The organism is Gardnerella bivia, from assembly GCF_049262715.1.
Classification (GTDB): Bacteria; Actinomycetota; Actinomycetes; order Actinomycetales; family Bifidobacteriaceae; genus Bifidobacterium; species Bifidobacterium vaginale_A.
Window position 1 is genome coordinate 674,395 of the sequence record NZ_CP058399.1, and the last position, 17,160, is coordinate 691,554.

12 protein-coding genes are annotated in these 17,160 nt (G+C 38.9%); 9 read left to right on the forward strand and 3 right to left on the reverse strand.

Going from position 1 to position 17,160, the window contains the following annotated elements; all coding sequences use genetic code 11:
* Positions 1-145: 145 nt before the first annotated feature.
* From HXT27_RS02855 to HXT27_RS02885, 7 genes are all read left to right on the forward strand, one after another.
* Positions 146-697, forward strand: a complete 552-nt coding sequence (locus tag HXT27_RS02855; RefSeq protein ID WP_422113198.1) for a YbhB/YbcL family Raf kinase inhibitor-like protein — start codon at positions 146-148, stop codon at positions 695-697.
* Positions 698-945: 248 nt separating this feature from the next.
* Positions 946-2,553, forward strand: a complete 1,608-nt coding sequence (locus HXT27_RS02860) for a C69 family dipeptidase (protein WP_422113199.1) — start codon at positions 946-948, stop codon at positions 2,551-2,553.
* Positions 2,554-2,670: 117 nt separating this feature from the next.
* Entirely contained in the window at positions 2,671-5,286 is a 2,616-nt protein-coding gene (pepN, locus tag HXT27_RS02865) for an aminopeptidase N (RefSeq protein WP_422113200.1), read from the forward strand.
* 336 nt (positions 5,287-5,622) lie between these two features.
* Positions 5,623-7,074 carry a phosphoglucosamine mutase gene (gene glmM / locus HXT27_RS02870; RefSeq protein WP_422113201.1) on the forward strand — a complete coding sequence of 484 codons (1,452 nt, stop codon included), beginning with the start codon at positions 5,623-5,625 and terminating at the stop codon, positions 7,072-7,074.
* Positions 7,075-7,281: 207 nt separating this feature from the next.
* Positions 7,282-7,935 carry a peptide deformylase gene (locus HXT27_RS02875; protein WP_075522968.1) on the forward strand — a complete coding sequence of 218 codons (654 nt, stop codon included), beginning with the start codon at positions 7,282-7,284 and terminating at the stop codon, positions 7,933-7,935.
* Between the two features lie 130 nt (positions 7,936-8,065).
* Complete coding sequence (locus HXT27_RS02880) at positions 8,066-9,637, forward strand: hypothetical protein (protein WP_422113202.1); 1,572 nt, start codon at positions 8,066-8,068, stop codon at positions 9,635-9,637.
* A 286-nt stretch (positions 9,638-9,923) separates the two neighbouring features.
* Positions 9,924-11,447: a formate--tetrahydrofolate ligase gene (locus HXT27_RS02885; protein ID WP_422113203.1), complete on the forward strand. Its 1,524-nt coding sequence runs from the start codon at positions 9,924-9,926 to the stop codon at positions 11,445-11,447.
* Between the two features lie 175 nt (positions 11,448-11,622).
* Here the strand turns inward: HXT27_RS02885 and HXT27_RS02890 are convergent, their stop codons facing one another.
* The gene (locus HXT27_RS02890; protein ID WP_075523654.1) at positions 11,623-12,468 is read right to left on the reverse strand and encodes an alpha/beta hydrolase; all 846 of its coding nucleotides are present in this window, start codon (positions 12,466-12,468) and stop codon (positions 11,623-11,625) included.
* A gap of 159 nt (positions 12,469-12,627) precedes the next feature.
* Here HXT27_RS02890 and rsmI point away from each other — a divergent pair, with 159 nt between their 5' ends.
* The gene (gene rsmI, locus HXT27_RS02895) at positions 12,628-13,536 is read left to right on the forward strand and encodes a 16S rRNA (cytidine(1402)-2'-O)-methyltransferase (RefSeq protein WP_422113204.1); all 909 of its coding nucleotides are present in this window, start codon (positions 12,628-12,630) and stop codon (positions 13,534-13,536) included.
* A gap of 122 nt (positions 13,537-13,658) precedes the next feature.
* Here rsmI and HXT27_RS02900 read toward each other — a convergent pair whose 3' ends face one another.
* Both HXT27_RS02900 and HXT27_RS02905 read right to left on the reverse strand, forming a co-directional pair.
* Entirely contained in the window at positions 13,659-13,952 is a 294-nt protein-coding gene (locus HXT27_RS02900) for a hypothetical protein (protein ID WP_075523656.1), read from the reverse strand.
* A gap of 100 nt (positions 13,953-14,052) precedes the next feature.
* Positions 14,053-14,832: a hypothetical protein gene (locus tag HXT27_RS02905; RefSeq protein WP_422113205.1), complete on the reverse strand. Its 780-nt coding sequence runs from the start codon at positions 14,830-14,832 to the stop codon at positions 14,053-14,055.
* A 394-nt stretch (positions 14,833-15,226) separates the two neighbouring features.
* On the opposite strand from HXT27_RS02905, the gene metG reads away from it, so the two are divergent.
* The gene (gene metG / locus HXT27_RS02910; RefSeq protein ID WP_296157388.1) at positions 15,227-17,092 is read left to right on the forward strand and encodes a methionine--tRNA ligase; all 1,866 of its coding nucleotides are present in this window, start codon (positions 15,227-15,229) and stop codon (positions 17,090-17,092) included.
* The last annotated feature ends 68 nt before the right edge of the window (positions 17,093-17,160 follow it).

A 17,160-nucleotide genomic window follows, 5' to 3' on the forward strand; every position in this document is an offset into this window, starting at 1 on the left:
AACCTATTGTTGTTCGCGAAGTTTTCCCATACATCACATACATGTATTACTTTTCTGTATTACTTTTCTGTATTACTTCCATACATCGCTAGTACATAATCTGTATTTAACTCACTTCGTCATTGATGTATTGGATACTTGAGTTATGGATATTTCAACAGATTTTGTAGTTGTACCGGACGATTTTTCTAAAGCTGCGCCGGAGCAGAATAAGATTAATGGTGTTCCAGTAGTGTCGTTTCCGTTTTATATAGATAGATTGCCTTCTTTCGTGCATTATTTGCATTGGCGATTTGTGGATGATGATGCTATACCTGTGTGTGGTTTTTCTTGGATTCATTGGACTGTAGCAAATGTGCCAGTAGAAGCGTTAATGTTTGATTTTAATGATTCTCATGCTTTGCAAATTCCTGAAGATTTTTCTCGTAAAATGACTTCTATGATTCCTGAAGCTGTGCAAGGTGTCAATTCGCAAGCAAGTAGATTTATTGGATGCAAAGATGCGTCTATTACTATGCGTTACAACGGTCCGCAACCTCCAGACAAGAATCATGAGTATATGCTTGAAGTATTTGGCACTGAAAAGCCATTTGAGGATCTTAAGCAAGGTTTTTATATGAATGAATTGATGAGAGATTTGCGATGTAATAATTCTCCGGTAGATGCTGGAGGTATGTACATTACAGGTAGAGCATAAAGTTTTTCGTAAATGTCTAATATTTAAGAATTTAATTTAAGAATTTAAATTAGGGATTTAATTTAGGAATTATTTTCTAAGTTAGTTTTAAATTACATCGCTTTCGTTTTCTAGATTATTACGTAAATCATTTCACATTTTATTTTGTTACTAATCTAGTAAATTGCGTCTAAGCGTTAGAATCAATCAGTAATAGTAAATAAAATAGTAAATAAACAGTAAATAAACAATATCAAATGGGGGATGCTATGGCATGTACAACAATTCTCGTAGGGCGCGGTGCTAGTTACGATGGCTCTACTCTTATTGCTCGTAATGAGGACTCTGCAAATGGTGAATTTAATCCGAAGCGACTTGTAGTAGTAAAACCTGATCAATGCCCACGAGTTTACAAGTCTGTTCTTAGTCATGTGACTGTTGAGTTGCCTGATGAACCGTTGCAATATACTTGCGTTCCAAATGCTGACTTAAGTGAAGGAATTTGGGGAGAAGCTGGAGTAAATGAGGCGAATGTGGCAATGAGTGCTACTGAAACGATTACTTCTAACGAAAGAGTTCTTGGAGCTGATCCGCTTGTAGAGTTTCAAAAATCTCAAGGTGACCCTGAAGATGGTGTTTTAGGCTACATACCAGAAACTCCAGGTGGAATTGGCGAAGAAGACTTTTTGACTCTTGTTTTGCCTTATATTCGTAGCGCTCGCGAAGGTGTATTGCGTTTAGGTTCATTGCTTGAAAAATACGGCACTTATGAAATGAATGGTGTTGCATTTTCTGATGTAAACGAGATTTGGTGGCTTGAAACTGTTGGCGGTCATCATTGGATTGCTAAACGCGTTCCGGACGAATCTTATGTTGTTATGCCAAATCAGCTTGGTATTGACGAGTTTGATTTAGATGATGCATTTAATGCACAAGAAGAACATATGTGTTCTGAAGATTTGCTTGAGTTTATTGAAGAAAATCATTTGGATTTGTCTGTTGAATCAACATCGCTATTTAATCCGCGTGATGCGTTTGGATCTCATTCAGATGCAGATCATGTTTATAACACACCTCGCGCTTGGTATATGGAGCGTTTCTTGAATCCTTATGATGAAGTGTGGGATGGCAAAGATGCTGATCATCGTCCGGATAGTAACGATATTCCTTGGGCGCGTCAGCCTGAACGCAAAGTGACAGTTGAAGACATTAAGTATGTTCTTAGCTCGCACTATCAAGGAACAGAATATGATCCTTATGGGAAGATTGGCGATGAGTACACTCGTCACTTATTTAGACCAATTGGAATCAACCGTCAAAGTGAGCTTTCTGTAATACAAATAAGACCGTATCGTCCAGAATCCTTCCGTGCGATTCAGTGGATTGCTTATGGTTCTAATCCTTTTAATGCGTTAGTGCCGGTTTACCCTAATGTAAACGAAATTCCGCAATATTTTGAAGATACTACTACTCGAGTGACAAGTGAAAACTTCTATTGGGAAAATCGTATTATCGCAGCTCTTGCTGATGCAGCATTTAATGATACTGCTAACGCAATTGAGAGGTATCAAGAACTTATAGGTTCTTTAGGTCATCAAATGATTAAGACTGCAGATGAAAGCGTTGCGGAATTGGAAGAAATCAACTTGAATGATTTTGTGCCTGAACGCGAAGGTGACGAAGATTATGGAGATTTAGTCAGAGATACGGATGCTATTCTTGCTTCTACGCGTAATGAAAAAGTTCGCCGCGCTCTGGCTGCTATAAATAATTGCATGTCTATAAGAGTTAAGACTGAAACTGATTCTTTGCTTGATAATGTGCTTTACATAACTAGTATGAAGATGAAGAATGGTTTTAATCGTTCTGATCATTGATAGTTTGTATAGTTTGCGAGAGTAGCGTAAAAATATTATTAAAAGAATTTACAAAGATAAAAATAATAAGTAATTATTAGAAAATTTGTTAAAAAATAATAAGGAAGGAAACATTATATGCCAGGAGCAAATCTGACTCGTGTCGAAGCAGAAGAACGTTTTGATGCGGTTCATATGCCAATTCATTACGATGTATCGCTTGATTTAGGTAAAGGTGCTCGTGATTTTACATCGCGTACAAAAATTACATTCGATGCTAAAGCTGGTTCTAGTAGTTTTCTAGATTTGATTGCTAATAGTGTTGAATCAGTTGTGCTAAACGGAGCGTCTCTTGATGTTTCTACAGTTTTTGCAAATAGTCGTATTGAACTTTCGGATTTAGATGAGCATAACGTTGTAGAAGTTGTTGCAAATTGCCAATATTCCAACACTGGTGAAGGTTTGCATCGTAGTGTTGATCCGTCTGATGGGAATGTATATCTTTACACGCAGTTTGAAGTTCCTGACGCTCGCAGAGTTTATGCTGTATTTGATCAGCCAGATTTGAAGGCAGTTTTTGATTTTACTGTAGATGCTCCAGAAAGCTGGATTGTGACTTCAAATATGCCAGTTAAAAGTTCTGAAAAGTTGCAAAACAGTCAAACTGAGTCTGGCACTTTGGAAAACGGCGTTGTTGAAGGTATGAAACGATGGGAGTTTGAGTCAACTCCAAAGATGAGCTCTTATCTTACGGCTGTTTGTGCAGGACCTTATGCTCAGTGGCATACAGAATACAATAATGAAGATGGTCGCGTAGTTCCGATGGCAATGTATTGCCGTCAAGCTCTTAAAGATGCTTTTGCAAAAGATGTTGACTATCTATTTGATATTACGAAAAAGGGATTTGCTTTTTATGCAAAGACTTGGGGAGTGCCATATCCGTACGCAAAGTACGATCAGATTTATGTGCCAGAGTATAACGCTGGTGCAATGGAAAATATTGGCATGGTTACAATTCGTGATCAATACGTTTTTGAATCAAAAGTTACAGACGCTTATGCTGAGCGCCGTGTTGTGACAGTTTTGCATGAGCTTGCTCATATGTGGTTTGGCGATTATGTAACTATGAAGTGGTGGAATGATTTGTGGCTTAATGAATCCTTCGCAGAATTCACTTCTACTCTTGCTACTGCTGAAGCAACGCAATGGCATGACGCTTGGAGCACGTTCAATTCTGGGGAAAAGAGCTGGGCGTTAAATCAAGATCAGCTACCAACCACACATCCGATTGTTGCTCCAATCAACGATTTGAATGACACTTCCGTAAACTTCGATGGAATCACTTACGCAAAGGGAGCTTCTGTTTTAAAGCAGCTAGTTGCGTATGTTGGTCGCGAAAAGTTCTTTGAAGGAATTCACAACTACTTAAGTAAGCACGCTTATAGCAATGCTACTTTAGCTGATTTATTGCATGAATTGGAACTTACAAGCGGTCGTGATTTAAAGTCTTGGAGTGCTAAGTGGCTTGAAAAGGCTGGAATTAACACGATTTCTACAGAAGTTGAAGAGTCTAGTGATGGAACTATTTCTGCTTTGCGTTTGCGCCAAAGTGCTAGTAAAGAGCATCCTGTTCTTAGAGCGCATCGTTTAGCAGTTGGTTTCTATGATGTTGATGAAACTACTGGAGAAATCAAGCGTACTAAGCGAATTGAGCTTGATGTTGATGGTGAGCTAACGCAGGTTGAAGAGGCGCGTGGCTTGCGCAGACCGGCGTTAATTTTGGTTAATGATGATGATTTAACATACACTAAGCTTCGTTTTGACGATAAGTCGCTTGAGTTTGCTGCAGAAAATCTTTATCGCTTTAAGGATTCTTTGACGCGCTCTATTATTTGGCTGTCTTTGTGGGATATGACTCGTGATGCGCAATTCCCAGCAGAACGCTTTGTGGAACTTAGCCTTAAAGCTTTGGCTACTGAACGAGAATCTACTACTTTCCGTTATGCGCTTGGACAAGTGAAAATCACAGCAAGCCACTATGTTGTCCCTAGTCGTCAAGCAGAAGTGGCAAAGCATGTTGCTCATGAACTTTGGCAACTCGCTTTGGCTGCTAATGCTGGTTCTGATGAGCAGTTCCAATTAGTTAAAGCTTATCTTGGATATGGAGAAGTCGGCGACTCAGAATTTATTCGTGTAGCTCGTGGATTGCTTGACGGCTCTGTGAAATTAGAAGGCTTAGATATTGATAACGACTTGCGTTGGAGTATTTTGATTGCGCTCGCAGGAGTGAATGATTTGAGTGAAGCTGATATTGATGCTGAACTTCAAAAGAGAGATACTACTGAAAATCGTGAGCATGCTTATCAGGCTCGTGCATCGCGCGCAACTGCAGAAGCTAAGGATTGGGCGTGGGAACAGGCTTTGCGTAATCTTGACTTGACTAATATGCAGATGGGTGCTGTTGCTGCAGGTTTTTACTCTACAGCTAAGGGAGATCTCGCTAAGCCATATGTTGAGCGATATTTTGCTGATATTGATTGGATCTGGAAGAATCGCACATTCCATATGGCAGAAGCCTTAATTGAAGGTTTGTATCCTGTGTATGCACCAGTTGAGGATTTGGTTGACGGTGGAGCTAAATGGCTTGAAGCTCATAATGACGCTCCTGATGCACTTCGTCGTATGGTGCTTGGTAATCTTGATCTTTCGCGCCGTACTCTTATGGTACAGAAATATAACGCTTCGTTGAGCTAATTCAACAGTTTCGTTATTTTTAATTAAATGCGAGGTTTGTAGTCAACGTTATAAGTTGGCTATGAATCTCGCATATTTTGTATTTGTTGACGCAAATTATATTGCTATTTTCACAAATCTAGTGATATAAGCTAAATCTATTGTTATGAGCCAAATTCTATAGAAATAAGCTTTGTAAGAATGTTTATAATCTCGTTTTGTTTCATAGTGCTTTCTTTATGGCGCGTTATGTGAACTTGTGCATAAAATAATAAGCAGTGTGTGGCGCGCAATGAGTAATGTTTTGCGAGCGCGTGAATGAATTGATTCATTGATTTTGTTGAAAGAGGCGTTATTATGCCACGAATGTTTGGTACTGATGGTGTTAGGGGATTAGCAAACCGAGATTTAACAGCTAAGCTTGCGTTGGATTTAGGAGATGCTGCAGTTAGAGTATTGGGAAGTGTTTCTTCTGAAAACTGTGGTGCTTCTGAAAACTGTGTTTCTTCAGATTCTTCTGATACTAATTCCGATTCTTTAAATAAATCTGTTCATGCTCGTAGACGCGCTTTAGTTGGTAGAGATACTCGCGTTTCGGGCGATTTTCTTGCTGCAGCTTTATCTGCTGGTATGAGCGCAGGTGGATTTGATGTGATTGATGCTGGAATTATCCCTACTCCTGGCGTGGCTTTTCTCACTTCTGTGCTGAATGTGGAAATGGGTGCTGTTATTTCTGCATCTCATAATCCTATGCCGGATAATGGTATTAAATTCTTTGCTAGAGGTGGATTTAAGCTGCCGGATAGCAAAGAAGATGAGATTGAATCAGTTCTTGGTCAAGATTGGGATCGTCCAACTGGTGATGGTGTTGGTCGTATAAGTCGAGATACTACTACTGCTACAAATCTTTATATAGATCACCTTGTTTCAGCAGTTGCGCCTTTGAGTAGTGGTTCTACTACGCGTCCAAAGCCGCTTGCAGGTTTGCGCGTTGTTGCAGATTGTGCGAATGGAGCTACTTCTGTTGTTGCTCCTGAGGCTTTGCGTAGAGCAGGAGCAGAAGTAATCGTAATTAACGCTTCTCCTGATGGTTATAATATCAATGATCACGCTGGCTCAACTCATCCTGAGCAATTGCAAGCAATGGTAAAAGCATCTAATGCAGATTTGGGAGTAGCGTTTGATGGCGATGCTGATCGTTGCTTAGCTGTAGATGAAAATGGGAATATGGTCAACGGCGATCAAATTATGGGAATTCTTGCTCGCTCTAAAAAATCTGAAGGTAAACTTAACCATGATACTTTAGTTGTTACTGTTATGAGCAATCTTGGTTTGAAGCTTGCACTCAAAGATATGGGAATTTCAACAGTTCAGACGAACGTTGGCGATCGTTATGTTTTGGAAGAGATGCTTAAACACGATTATTCTTTGGGTGGAGAGCAATCTGGGCATGTGATTAACAGAGAATTTGCTACTACAGGAGATGGCACTCTTACGGCATTAACTTTGTGTCGTGAAGTTGTTCGTGCAGGAAAGAAACTTTCGCAAATGGCTGCTGATTTTCCACAGTTACCTCAGGCTCTTGTGAATGTGCCTAATGTAGATAAAATGGCTTCTAAAACTAATGCTGTAGTTCTTGATGCAGTAGAGAAAGAGTCTAATCTTCTTGGTGATTCTGGTCGTGTTCTTTTGCGTCCTAGTGGAACTGAACCTCTTGTTCGTGTTATGTGTGAAGCAGGAACTCAAAAGCAAGCAGATGAAGTATGTGCTCGATTAGCTCAAGTTGTTATAGATAATTTGAAGCTGTAAAGTTTTTGAGAATTTGCTTTTAGAAGTGGGTTTGAGGATAGTTATGTGTATTACATTTGCACTAAGTATTCTAATGCGTTGAGTTTTTGTTTGTATCTGGCAATGCGAAAATAATTTTGATATACTTAGCATTTCGGTGTTATGTTCATATGATGCACGTAATACTGTGTTTTCGTGCACTATTTTCGCATTCGTTAAAGGAGTCCTATGTTTACGCATCACGCAAGTGTCGATACAAAACTCAGTCGTGCAGTTGAGCATCTTTTGGATTCTGCAACGAGTGATGGAATATTGCCTATTGTTCAGGCTGGTGAGCCTGTATTGCGTTCTCGTACTGTTGAATATGATGGTCAACTTACTAGAGCAACTTTAGATAAGCTAATTTCGCTTATGCATAGCACGATGCTTGAAGCACCTGGGGTTGGTTTAGCAGCTCCACAGATTGGTCTTGGTCTTGCTATTGCAGTTATTGAAGATCATGTTCGAGATGATGAAGATGATCCTCGAGATATTGAGGAGTTGCCGTTCAGGGCAATAATCAATCCTCATTATGAGCCTATTGGTACTCAGACTCGTAGTTTTTATGAAGGCTGTCTAAGTGTTTCTGGTTATCAAGCTGTTCGTCAACGTTGGCTTGATATTAAGGCAACTTGGCAAGATGAAGATGGAAAGCAACATTCTGTAAAACTTCATGGTTGGCCTGCTAGAATTTTCCAACATGAAACAGATCATCTTCGTGGTGAATTATATATTGATCGTGCAGAGATTCGTTCATTAACTACAGATGAAAATCTTGAGGATTATTGGGCAGATGAAGCTGTTCCAGTATCTGCTGCGCGTAGTTTAGGTTTTGCTATTTGATATTTTACTTGTAAATTAGAAAATATAATTTAAAATTTCTATTAGTAAAGCTTTGTGCTTGTAATATGCGCGCTTAGCGAGTATTTTTGTACTTTAACACGATGATGAGTTTTGTATAAGGAGAGAGAGTATGAAGGTTTGTAGTCGTTGCAAAACCGAGAACAGGGATGTTGCTAATTTTTGCAAAGAGTGTGGTAATAAGCTTACAGAAAATTTTGTAAATAATCCTTCTGTGGAAAACAATCCTCAACAATCTTATGAAAAGTTTGATTTTCAATCTCAGCAGAACCAATTGAACGCGCAGGATGAACCTCGCGATACTAATTCTTTGGCGCAATTAGCTAATAAAGATAACTTTGCTGCTAGTGTTGCTGGTGTTTCTAGCGTCTCTGGTGCTGCTAGCGCTGATGCTAATAGTGCTTCTACTGTTGAGGCTGCTGCTGGTGCTAGTGTTGCTGCTCCTAGTAGTTATCTTGAATCTCCAGAAGGTGTTGCTGCCAATAGTGATTCTGCTCATGAAGCTGCTGCTGCTAGTGCTGCTGGTAGTGCCGATTCTAGTGTTGATGCCAGTGTTAGTGTTGCCGATACCGCCAGCGCTGCTGGTTATGAGAATTATAGTGACATCTCGGATTCTTCTTATTTTGGTCAGCAGAATCCTAAATCGGAGCAGGATTTTCAGGTTAAACAGTATGAGCAAGCTGATAGCGAGCAATCTGATAGTGGGCAAGCTGATAGTGAGCAAGAGTACATTAGTGATAGTCATACAGGTGATGATGTTAGATTTGATGAACCTCGTTTTGACGAGAATAAAAGTGACGATTCAGAATCTAATAAATCTCAGTATTCTCAAAATAATTCTGCTAATTCTAATAGTGCAACAGCGGAATCCAATAATTTGCAAAAAGCTGATTTTGAGCCTGTGAATCAGACTCTTTCTGACGAATCTTCTTCTAGTCAGCTGGGTCAGAATCCTCAGTTTGGTCAACAAAACCCACAGTTTGGTCAGGATTCTGCTCGTCAAAACCCACAGTTTGGTCAGAATCCTCAATTTGGTCAGCCAAATCAGCAGCAGAACCCACAGTTCGGTCAGCGTCAACAGAACCAACCTCCTTATGGTCAACCTCCTTATGGTCAGTTTGGTCAGCAGCAAGCTTCATTTGGTCAGAATCCGCAGTTTGGTCAGAATCGCGCGCCGCAGTTTGGTCAAAATCGTGCTCCGCAGTTTGGTCAAAATCCTCAGTTTGGTCAGCCAAATCAGCAGCAGAGCACTCAGTTTGGTCAGCGTCAACAGAACCAACCTCCTTATGGTCAACCTCCTTATGGTCAGTTTGGTCAACAGCAAGCTCCATTTGGTCAGAATCGTGCTCCGCAGTTTGGTCAACAGAACCCACAGTTCGGTCAGCCAAATCAGTTCGGTCAGCGCAATCCACAGTTTGGACAGAATCCACAGAGCCAGCCTCCTTATGGTCAGTTTGGTCAGCAGCAAGCTCCATTTGGTCAGAATCCTCAATTTGGTCAACAAAGCCCACAGTTCGGTCAACAGCAACCTCCATTTGGTCAGAATCCTCCATTTGGTCAGCAGAATCCTCAGTTTGGTCAACAGAACCAACAATTCGGACAGCCAAATTCCCAAAATCCTCAGCAGCGTAATCGTGGCAACTATAATCCACAGGAAGGTGATGGTTCTCAAAATTTTAGGTGAAATATTAAGATTTATCCCAATTTGTATTTCGTGAAACAAATATGAAAATTATTTGAGAACATTTAAATTTCTTGTAAACTGCATCTAATTAGTTTTATGATGCAGTTTTTTATTATGTGTGATTAAACACATAAACTATTGATAGCCTACGTATTCGTATAATATTGTTTTTGCTTGTGAATTTTGATTTGCATTTACGAGTGTTGCCAAATCTAATTGGGTTACAGCTAGGATTAACGGCAAAAGTTTTCACAAATCAGTATGTTGCGCAAAGAAAGTGGGGAATATGACAATTCTTGAATCATTTACAACTTCATACGGGTTGGTTTCTAAAATTGATGCTTTTGGATTTATGGATTATCTTAGCAAACATCCTAATGAGAATCGTAAGCACGGTAAAGTTGTTCTCGTTACGGCAGATACTCCTCTTAAAGCTTCCAGAGGTGAGGGTAAAACAACTACCACAATCGCTCTTGTAGATGCATTACGTAAACGCGGTATTGATGCTGCTGCTGTTCTTCGCCAACCAAGTATGGGAATTACTGCAGCTGGCTCTAAGGGTGGAGCTTCTGGCGGTGGAAAGTCTTCTCTTGCAAATCCTGAATTGATTGATTGGGGTTTGTGCGGTGAAATGGCTGCTATTGCTAGTGCGCAAAATCTTCTTGTTTCTTTTGCTGAAAAAGCGATTGATGAAGGTTTATTAGATACTATTTTAGTTCCTAGAGTGAGTGAAGTACCTTCTCGTTCTTTAAGAAGTATTGCTGTAGATTTTTCTAAAGGAACAGTTCCTGAGCGTGTTGTGCTAACTCCAACTTGTGAGCTTATGCAAATTGTTGTGCTTTCAAGAAGTATGGATGAGATTTCTAATCGCGTTTCTTCTATGATTGCTGGCACAAAGGATGGAAATCCTGTAACTTTCGGTTCTTTTGTTGATTTATGGAGAATCACAAATATACTTTCAGATGCTGTAAAGCCTGTAAAAACTGAAACAGTGAATGGTTCACCAATTTATGTACATTGTGGACCATTTGCGAATGTTTCTCTTGGAATTCCTAGCTTAATAAGTGTTGAGATGGCATGTGCTGAGCATGATGTAGTAATTGTTGAAGCTGGATATGGTGCAGATGCAGGTGCTCAAAAGTGGCTAGATATTGCAGCTCGTGAATATGGTGCTCAATGGCCAACGGCAGCTGTTGTTGTGACTCGTTCAACTACTTGGCGTGATGATCCAGATCTCGCATGGCGCTATCCGTTCCATGTTGAACATCTTGAGTCTTTGCATATTCCTGCATTCCCTCTTATAAATTTGTGGGAAGGTGAAGATGATCAAATTTCTGATTTGCGCTCTATTGCTGAATCTCTTGAGTTTCGCAATCCTTTGATTGGCAATCTTTTCCGTGATGGTGGAGATAGTTTAGTTAATCAGCTTGATGATTTCGTATCTGTTGTTGAAAGTGAACTTCCTGCTGTAAGAATCCTACCTAAGAGCCATCGTGGTAAGTCTTTGCTTAATCGTATTGAGTCGCTTTGTGAAGAATCTTATGGAGTTCCAGCAGAGCGCGTGATTAAGAAAGATGGTTTTGAAGATTCTTTGGCTGCTGCACAAGATTTGTGTAATAAAGCAGGTATCGCTTTTGATGATTTAGTTTTAGTAGCAGTTAAATCTCCTGCTACTATGACAGATGACGATCGCAAGCCTTGTGACGAGCGCACTGTGACTTTGAAGAAAGTAGAAGTTCATTCTGGTGCCGGACTTGTGCAAGTAAATCTCACATCTTCGCTTACAACTCCAATGCCTAAGATTGTGTGATTTTATCTGTGATTTTAGCTGTTATTTTATCTGTCTTCTGTACATCTTTTATCCAAGATTTTTAGCCGTTAATAGAAAACGTCGCCAACGCATTATTGTGTGGGCGACGTTTCTTAATTTATTTTTGAGGAATAACCTTCATTTTTGTCTTGGGAAATAACCTTCATTTTTGTTATTATAAATTGAAAGTTCTTCTCAACCAATCGCATGCAAAACCAATCCATTGTTGTACTTCTGGCTGTACAAACTCAGGAATAACGCGTCCATTTTCATCTCGTTTAGCAGTTTGTTCAACAGCAAGTGCCAAACCATGAGGACCTTTAGGGAATAAGTGTGCTTCAACATTCACACCTGCTTTGACGCATGCATCTATAAACATAATTGAATTTTCAACTGGAACAGTTTGATCTGTAACAGTTTGCCATATGAAAACAGGTGGAGTTTTAGAATCTACATGCTTTTCAAGAGAAAGATCTTCAACAAGTTTCTCGCGCTCATCTTCGCTAACATTGCCAAAAAGACGATCGAAAGTTGGCTTGTGTGCGTAAATTCCTGCAGAAATCACAGGGTATGCAAGCATAAGAGCATTTGGACGAACTTCGTCAGCTTTATATCCGTTAGCTTCTTCAATTTCATCGCTTACGTGAGTTGCGAGATTTGCTGCAACATGCCCTCCTGCAGAGAATCCAATAATTGCAACATTTTGCGGATTTATATGCCATTCTTCAGCATTTTTTCGTATTAAATTCATTGCAAGAGCTGCTTCCAAAAGTTGCGTTGGGTGCGTGCTTGGTACTAGAGAATATCGTAAAACAAACGCATGGAAACCTTCAGATGCAAATTTCATTGCAATTGGTTCAGATTCACGATTTGAAGTGCGTAAGAATCCTCCTCCTGGAAGAATTAGAACTGCTGGTCTAATCTGTTTTACTTCTGTATCTGTGTTATCGTCTAAAACGTATCCAGTAAGTTTTGCAACACTTCCGTCAATGCCTTTAATTTCACGCTCAATAGTTTTCATAGCATTTCTTTCTTTTTGTATAAAATTGCACTATTTATCTCAAGCATAGTTCTAATCAAATACCTTGCTTTTTTAAGTGCGTTATATGTTAAATTCGTGTAGAGTTTAAGAAGATTTAAGGATATTTAGGGATTTTTATGAGTTTTAAGGAGATTTTATATGTGTGATGAAGATACGAATATAAATATTAAAAATGTAGGTAAAGTTGTGCTTGCAGCTACGCCTATTGGCAATATGGAAGATGCTTCATCTAGGCTAGTTCATCTTTTACAAAACGCGGATATTATAGCAGCTGAAGATACGCGCCGTTTATATGACTTAGCGAATAGGTTGAATGTGCGTATGTCTGGGAAAGTTATTGCTTATCACGATCATAATGAGCGAAATAAAGCTGATGGTTTACTAGATGATGTTGAAAAAGGTGCGATTGTATTAGTTGTTTCAGATGCTGGAATGCCAACAATTAACGATCCTGGTTTAGCAATTGTTAGAAGGGCTATTGAACGTGAGCTTCCTGTAACTTGTGCGCCTGGTCCTAGTGCTGTCTTAGATGCTTTAGCTCTTTCTGGTTTGCCAACTGATAGATTTTGTTACGAAGGATTTTTGCCTAGAAAATCAGGTGAGCGTAAGCAACTTTTGCGCTCGCTATCTTCTGAGCGCAGAACGATTGTGTTCTACGAGGCTCCGCATCGCATTAAAGAAGCTATGGAAGATATATGCGATGTTATAGGACCTAATCGTTTAATGGCTTTATGCCGTGAGCTTACTAAAGATTATGAAGAGATTCGCCGTGGAAGTGTAAAAGAAATTTTAGATAGCGTTCTTGAAAATCCTCCTCGTGGAGAAATAGTGTTAGTTATTTCTGGTGCAAGCGATGATGAAGCTTCACTTGACGTTGCGTCTCTTAGTGTTAAGCAATTTGCTGAGCTTTCAATTGAGCTTGCAAAATCCGAAAATATTCGCCTTAAAGATGCTATTTCTCGTGTTGTGGAAAATCATCCTTTATCGGATGGATCTTTTGCTAATCGCAAGCAAATATATTCCGAGTGCATGGAGATTAAAAAGTGATTTTGTGCGCTTTTGTGCGTTTGTATTACTTTAATAGGTTTGCGCGTGATTACGATAGTGTTTGCGCGCTCTTGTGCTCTTGTTTATTAAGATTTGTGCGAATTTGCTTAGACTTTTTGCTTTTAGATTTGTGAATTTTTAGTATACTTGTTTTGCAATTTTTCGTGCATATAATTGTAGCTTTCAAAAAGTATGTTGAAACTATGTTTCACGTCTGGGCCGCCTTTTTGAGATACGTATTCTAAAAGTCTTGCATCCGCTGAAGTGTTTGCAATAATCCATTTTCTTAAGTGTGGAATATTTTGTGCTATGTACCACAATATTTCGGGTTTAGTTTCAGGCGAACTTGCAATGTCTTCAGTTGGCATAATTGGCGGTTTGGGTGGAGTGAGTTTTTCTTTATAAGTGTTTTTCATAGTTTGCCTATAGTTTATTGTTGTTGGGTTTGTTGCTGTTATATATTCTTTCTTTTATTAAGCTAATTTCTTCTTTGTGTTTTGGCATATTTTAAGATTTTTATTTAGCTTTTTTACTAGTTCTCTTTTTCATGCTGTATATAATATTTTCCATCCATGCTCGTGCTGCTACTGAGCTTGGAAAATGATGGTTATCTTGTAAAATTTTTGCACAATCATATATATTTATCGTATAATTTTCCATAATTGTACGTATTGTATTAAATCTTATTGTATTTTCTGAGTCTGATTCAGTTTTCGTGAGCACTATATCGCATATTGTTCTAGTAGGTGTTGTTACAAATAAATCTCCAATTTTTACGTAATCGTTGTCAATGATTTTGCGAGTATAAACGTGTATCGGGTGACCGTATGGCCTTCTTCTATAGTGTCCGTTTGAAAGTATGTCTAAAGAATCTGGGAATTGACCTCCAAGCCAAATCCATGATGCTGTGTATAAGCATGCTATTGAATTAGAAGGGAGTAGCTTTTTTACTATTTTGCTTCGTCCTTCTATGGTTGAGGATTCTTTGCGAAGAAAGCCGCTTTGAGTGTCAAGTTGATCAAAAATTCCAAGATTTTTTAGCCTGTTCATACACAAAGGACCAGGTAAATGCGAAGTATCTAAAATTATTGGTAGATTTTGATTTATTTCGTTAGATTTCGTTAATTCTGCTTTTTTAATTGCATCATTTGTGAAATCTGAAATATTTTTTACGTTTTTTCTTTTGATTACTTTTGCAAGAGATGTTTCGTGTGGCCTAGTATTTCGAGGTGACGTATTTAATTGATTGCATTCTAATAGATTGCGAGCTTTTGTATATTTAGTAGCTTCTTTCATTTTCGTTCCTTTCAAAATTTGTGTTTGTATTTGTGTTTCTTGTGTTTTGTTTTGCTTGATTTTGATTTTGCGTTTTCTTATGTTTTCTTATGTCTTCTTATGTCTTAATTCTTTACGAATTTTTTGTATATTATTGTGTGTTTTTGCACGTATTTTGTATTTTATTTGTGTCTTTTATACTCGTTTATATTTGTATTTTTTTTATATTCGTATCTTCTAAAATGAGGTTTTTTATAGCCTAAGCTTATTTATTAAATTCCGCTACATAGTTTTTAAAAATGTGGATATGTGGATAAATAAATCTTCATATTTTTACGATTATTACTTTATTTTTTGCTGTTCATTTTCGAGTATTTCTTTGATGTGTCCTCGCTGAACAAGATAATATTTGGCTATGAGTCATATTTTGGTGAATGTTGCTTGGCCATATGCTAATGGTCCTCGTCATATAGGCCACGTTGCTGGCTTTGGAGTTCCTTCAGATGTGTATGCGCGCTATGAGCGCATGAAGGGCAATGATGTATTGATGGTGTCTGGCACGGATGAACACGGTACACCTATTTTAGTAGAAGCAGATAAAGAAGGAGTCAGCGCGCAAGAACTCGCGAATCGTTATAATCGAGTGATTACAAAAGATTTGTGCGATTTGGGGTTGAGCTACGATTTATTTACTCGTACTACGACTGGAAATCATGAGCATGTTGTGCAAGAGATGTTCCGCCAATGCTTAAAAAATGGTTATATTTATAAAGGTACACAAAAAGTTGCTATCTCTCCTTCTACTGGTAGGACTTTGCCAGATCGTTATATTGAAGGAACTTGCCCTTTATGTGGTGCTGATGGCGCTAGGGGAGATCAATGTGATGCGTGTGGTAACGAGCTTGATCCAGATGATTTAATCAATCCAGTTTCTAAAATAAATGGTGAAACTCCGCGTTTTGAAGAAACTGAGCATTATTTCCTTGATTTGCCAGCTTTAGCAGAAGCAAATCTGAAATGGCTTAATTCTCGCGATTCTTGGCGCACGAATGTTATTAACTTTTCTTTAGGATTATTTAGAGAAGTAAAACCTCGTGCTATTACTCGTGATATTGATTGGGGTATTCCTGTTCCAGTTGAAGGTTGGATTGATAATCCAAATAAGCGTTTATATGTGTGGTTTGACGCTGTAATTGGTTATTTGTCTGCTTCTATTGAATGGGCTCGTAGACAGGGGACTCCTGATGCTTGGCGCGATTGGTGGTGTGATCCAAAGACTCCTGGATATTATTTCATGGGCAAAGATAATATAACTTTCCATTCTCAAATTTGGCCTTCAGAAATGCTTGCTTATAATGGTCAAGGCTCTTTAGGTGGAGAAACTGGCTCTTATGGACCGCTTAATATGCCTGAGCAAGTTGTTGCTTCTGAGTTTATGACTATGGAAGGTAAAAAATTTAGTTCTTCGCGCGGAATCGTGATTTATGTTAAAGATATTTTAGCGCGTTATCCTGTGGATGCAGTTCGCTATTACATTTCTATTGCTGGTCCTGAAAGTTCGGATGCTGATTTTACATGGTCTGAGTTTGTCCGACATAATAACGAAGAGCTTGCTTCTAGCTGGGGAAATCTTGTAAATCGCGTAGCTAATTTGATTCATAAAAACTTTGGTGAAATTCCTCCTTTAGATGAGGATTCTATGACAGATATGGATCGCGCTTTATTGGATCAAACTTCTAATGCTTTCGAGATTGTTGGAGGTATGATCGATCGTCATCATCAAAAGAATGCTTTGACTGAAGCTATGCGCGTAGTTGGGGATATAAATAAATATATTTCCGCTACTGAGCCTTGGAAGATTAAAGATGACGATGTACGTTTGGGCACAGTTTTGCATGTTGCTGCTCAAGCTGTTTCTGATGCGAATCATTTGTTAGCTCCGTTCCTTCCTCATTCTTCTCAAAAAGTTTGGGAAGCTCTTGGTGGAACTGGAGTGTTTTCACCTTTGCCTCGCATAGAAGAAGTGGAAGATTTGGATAAGCCAGGATTTAAGTATCCGATTATTACTGGTGATTATCGCCTTGGTGAAACTGTGCATCCTTGGGAGAGTGAAGAGTTGGTTGTTGGCACTCCTGTGCCTAAGCCTGTTCCAATCTTTGCTAAAATCCCTAAGGAAGCAGTAGATGAGGAACTTGAACGTTTTGAATCTGCTTTAGCTGAGCGCAAGCGTAAAGAAGCTGAGCGTCTTTCACTAGCGCAGAAAGATTTAGCTAATAAGTGAGTTTTAGTTAAAAATTTATCTAAAAGTGACGTATATAACAAAAGTTAAGCGTTTAATCAGGAATCTTT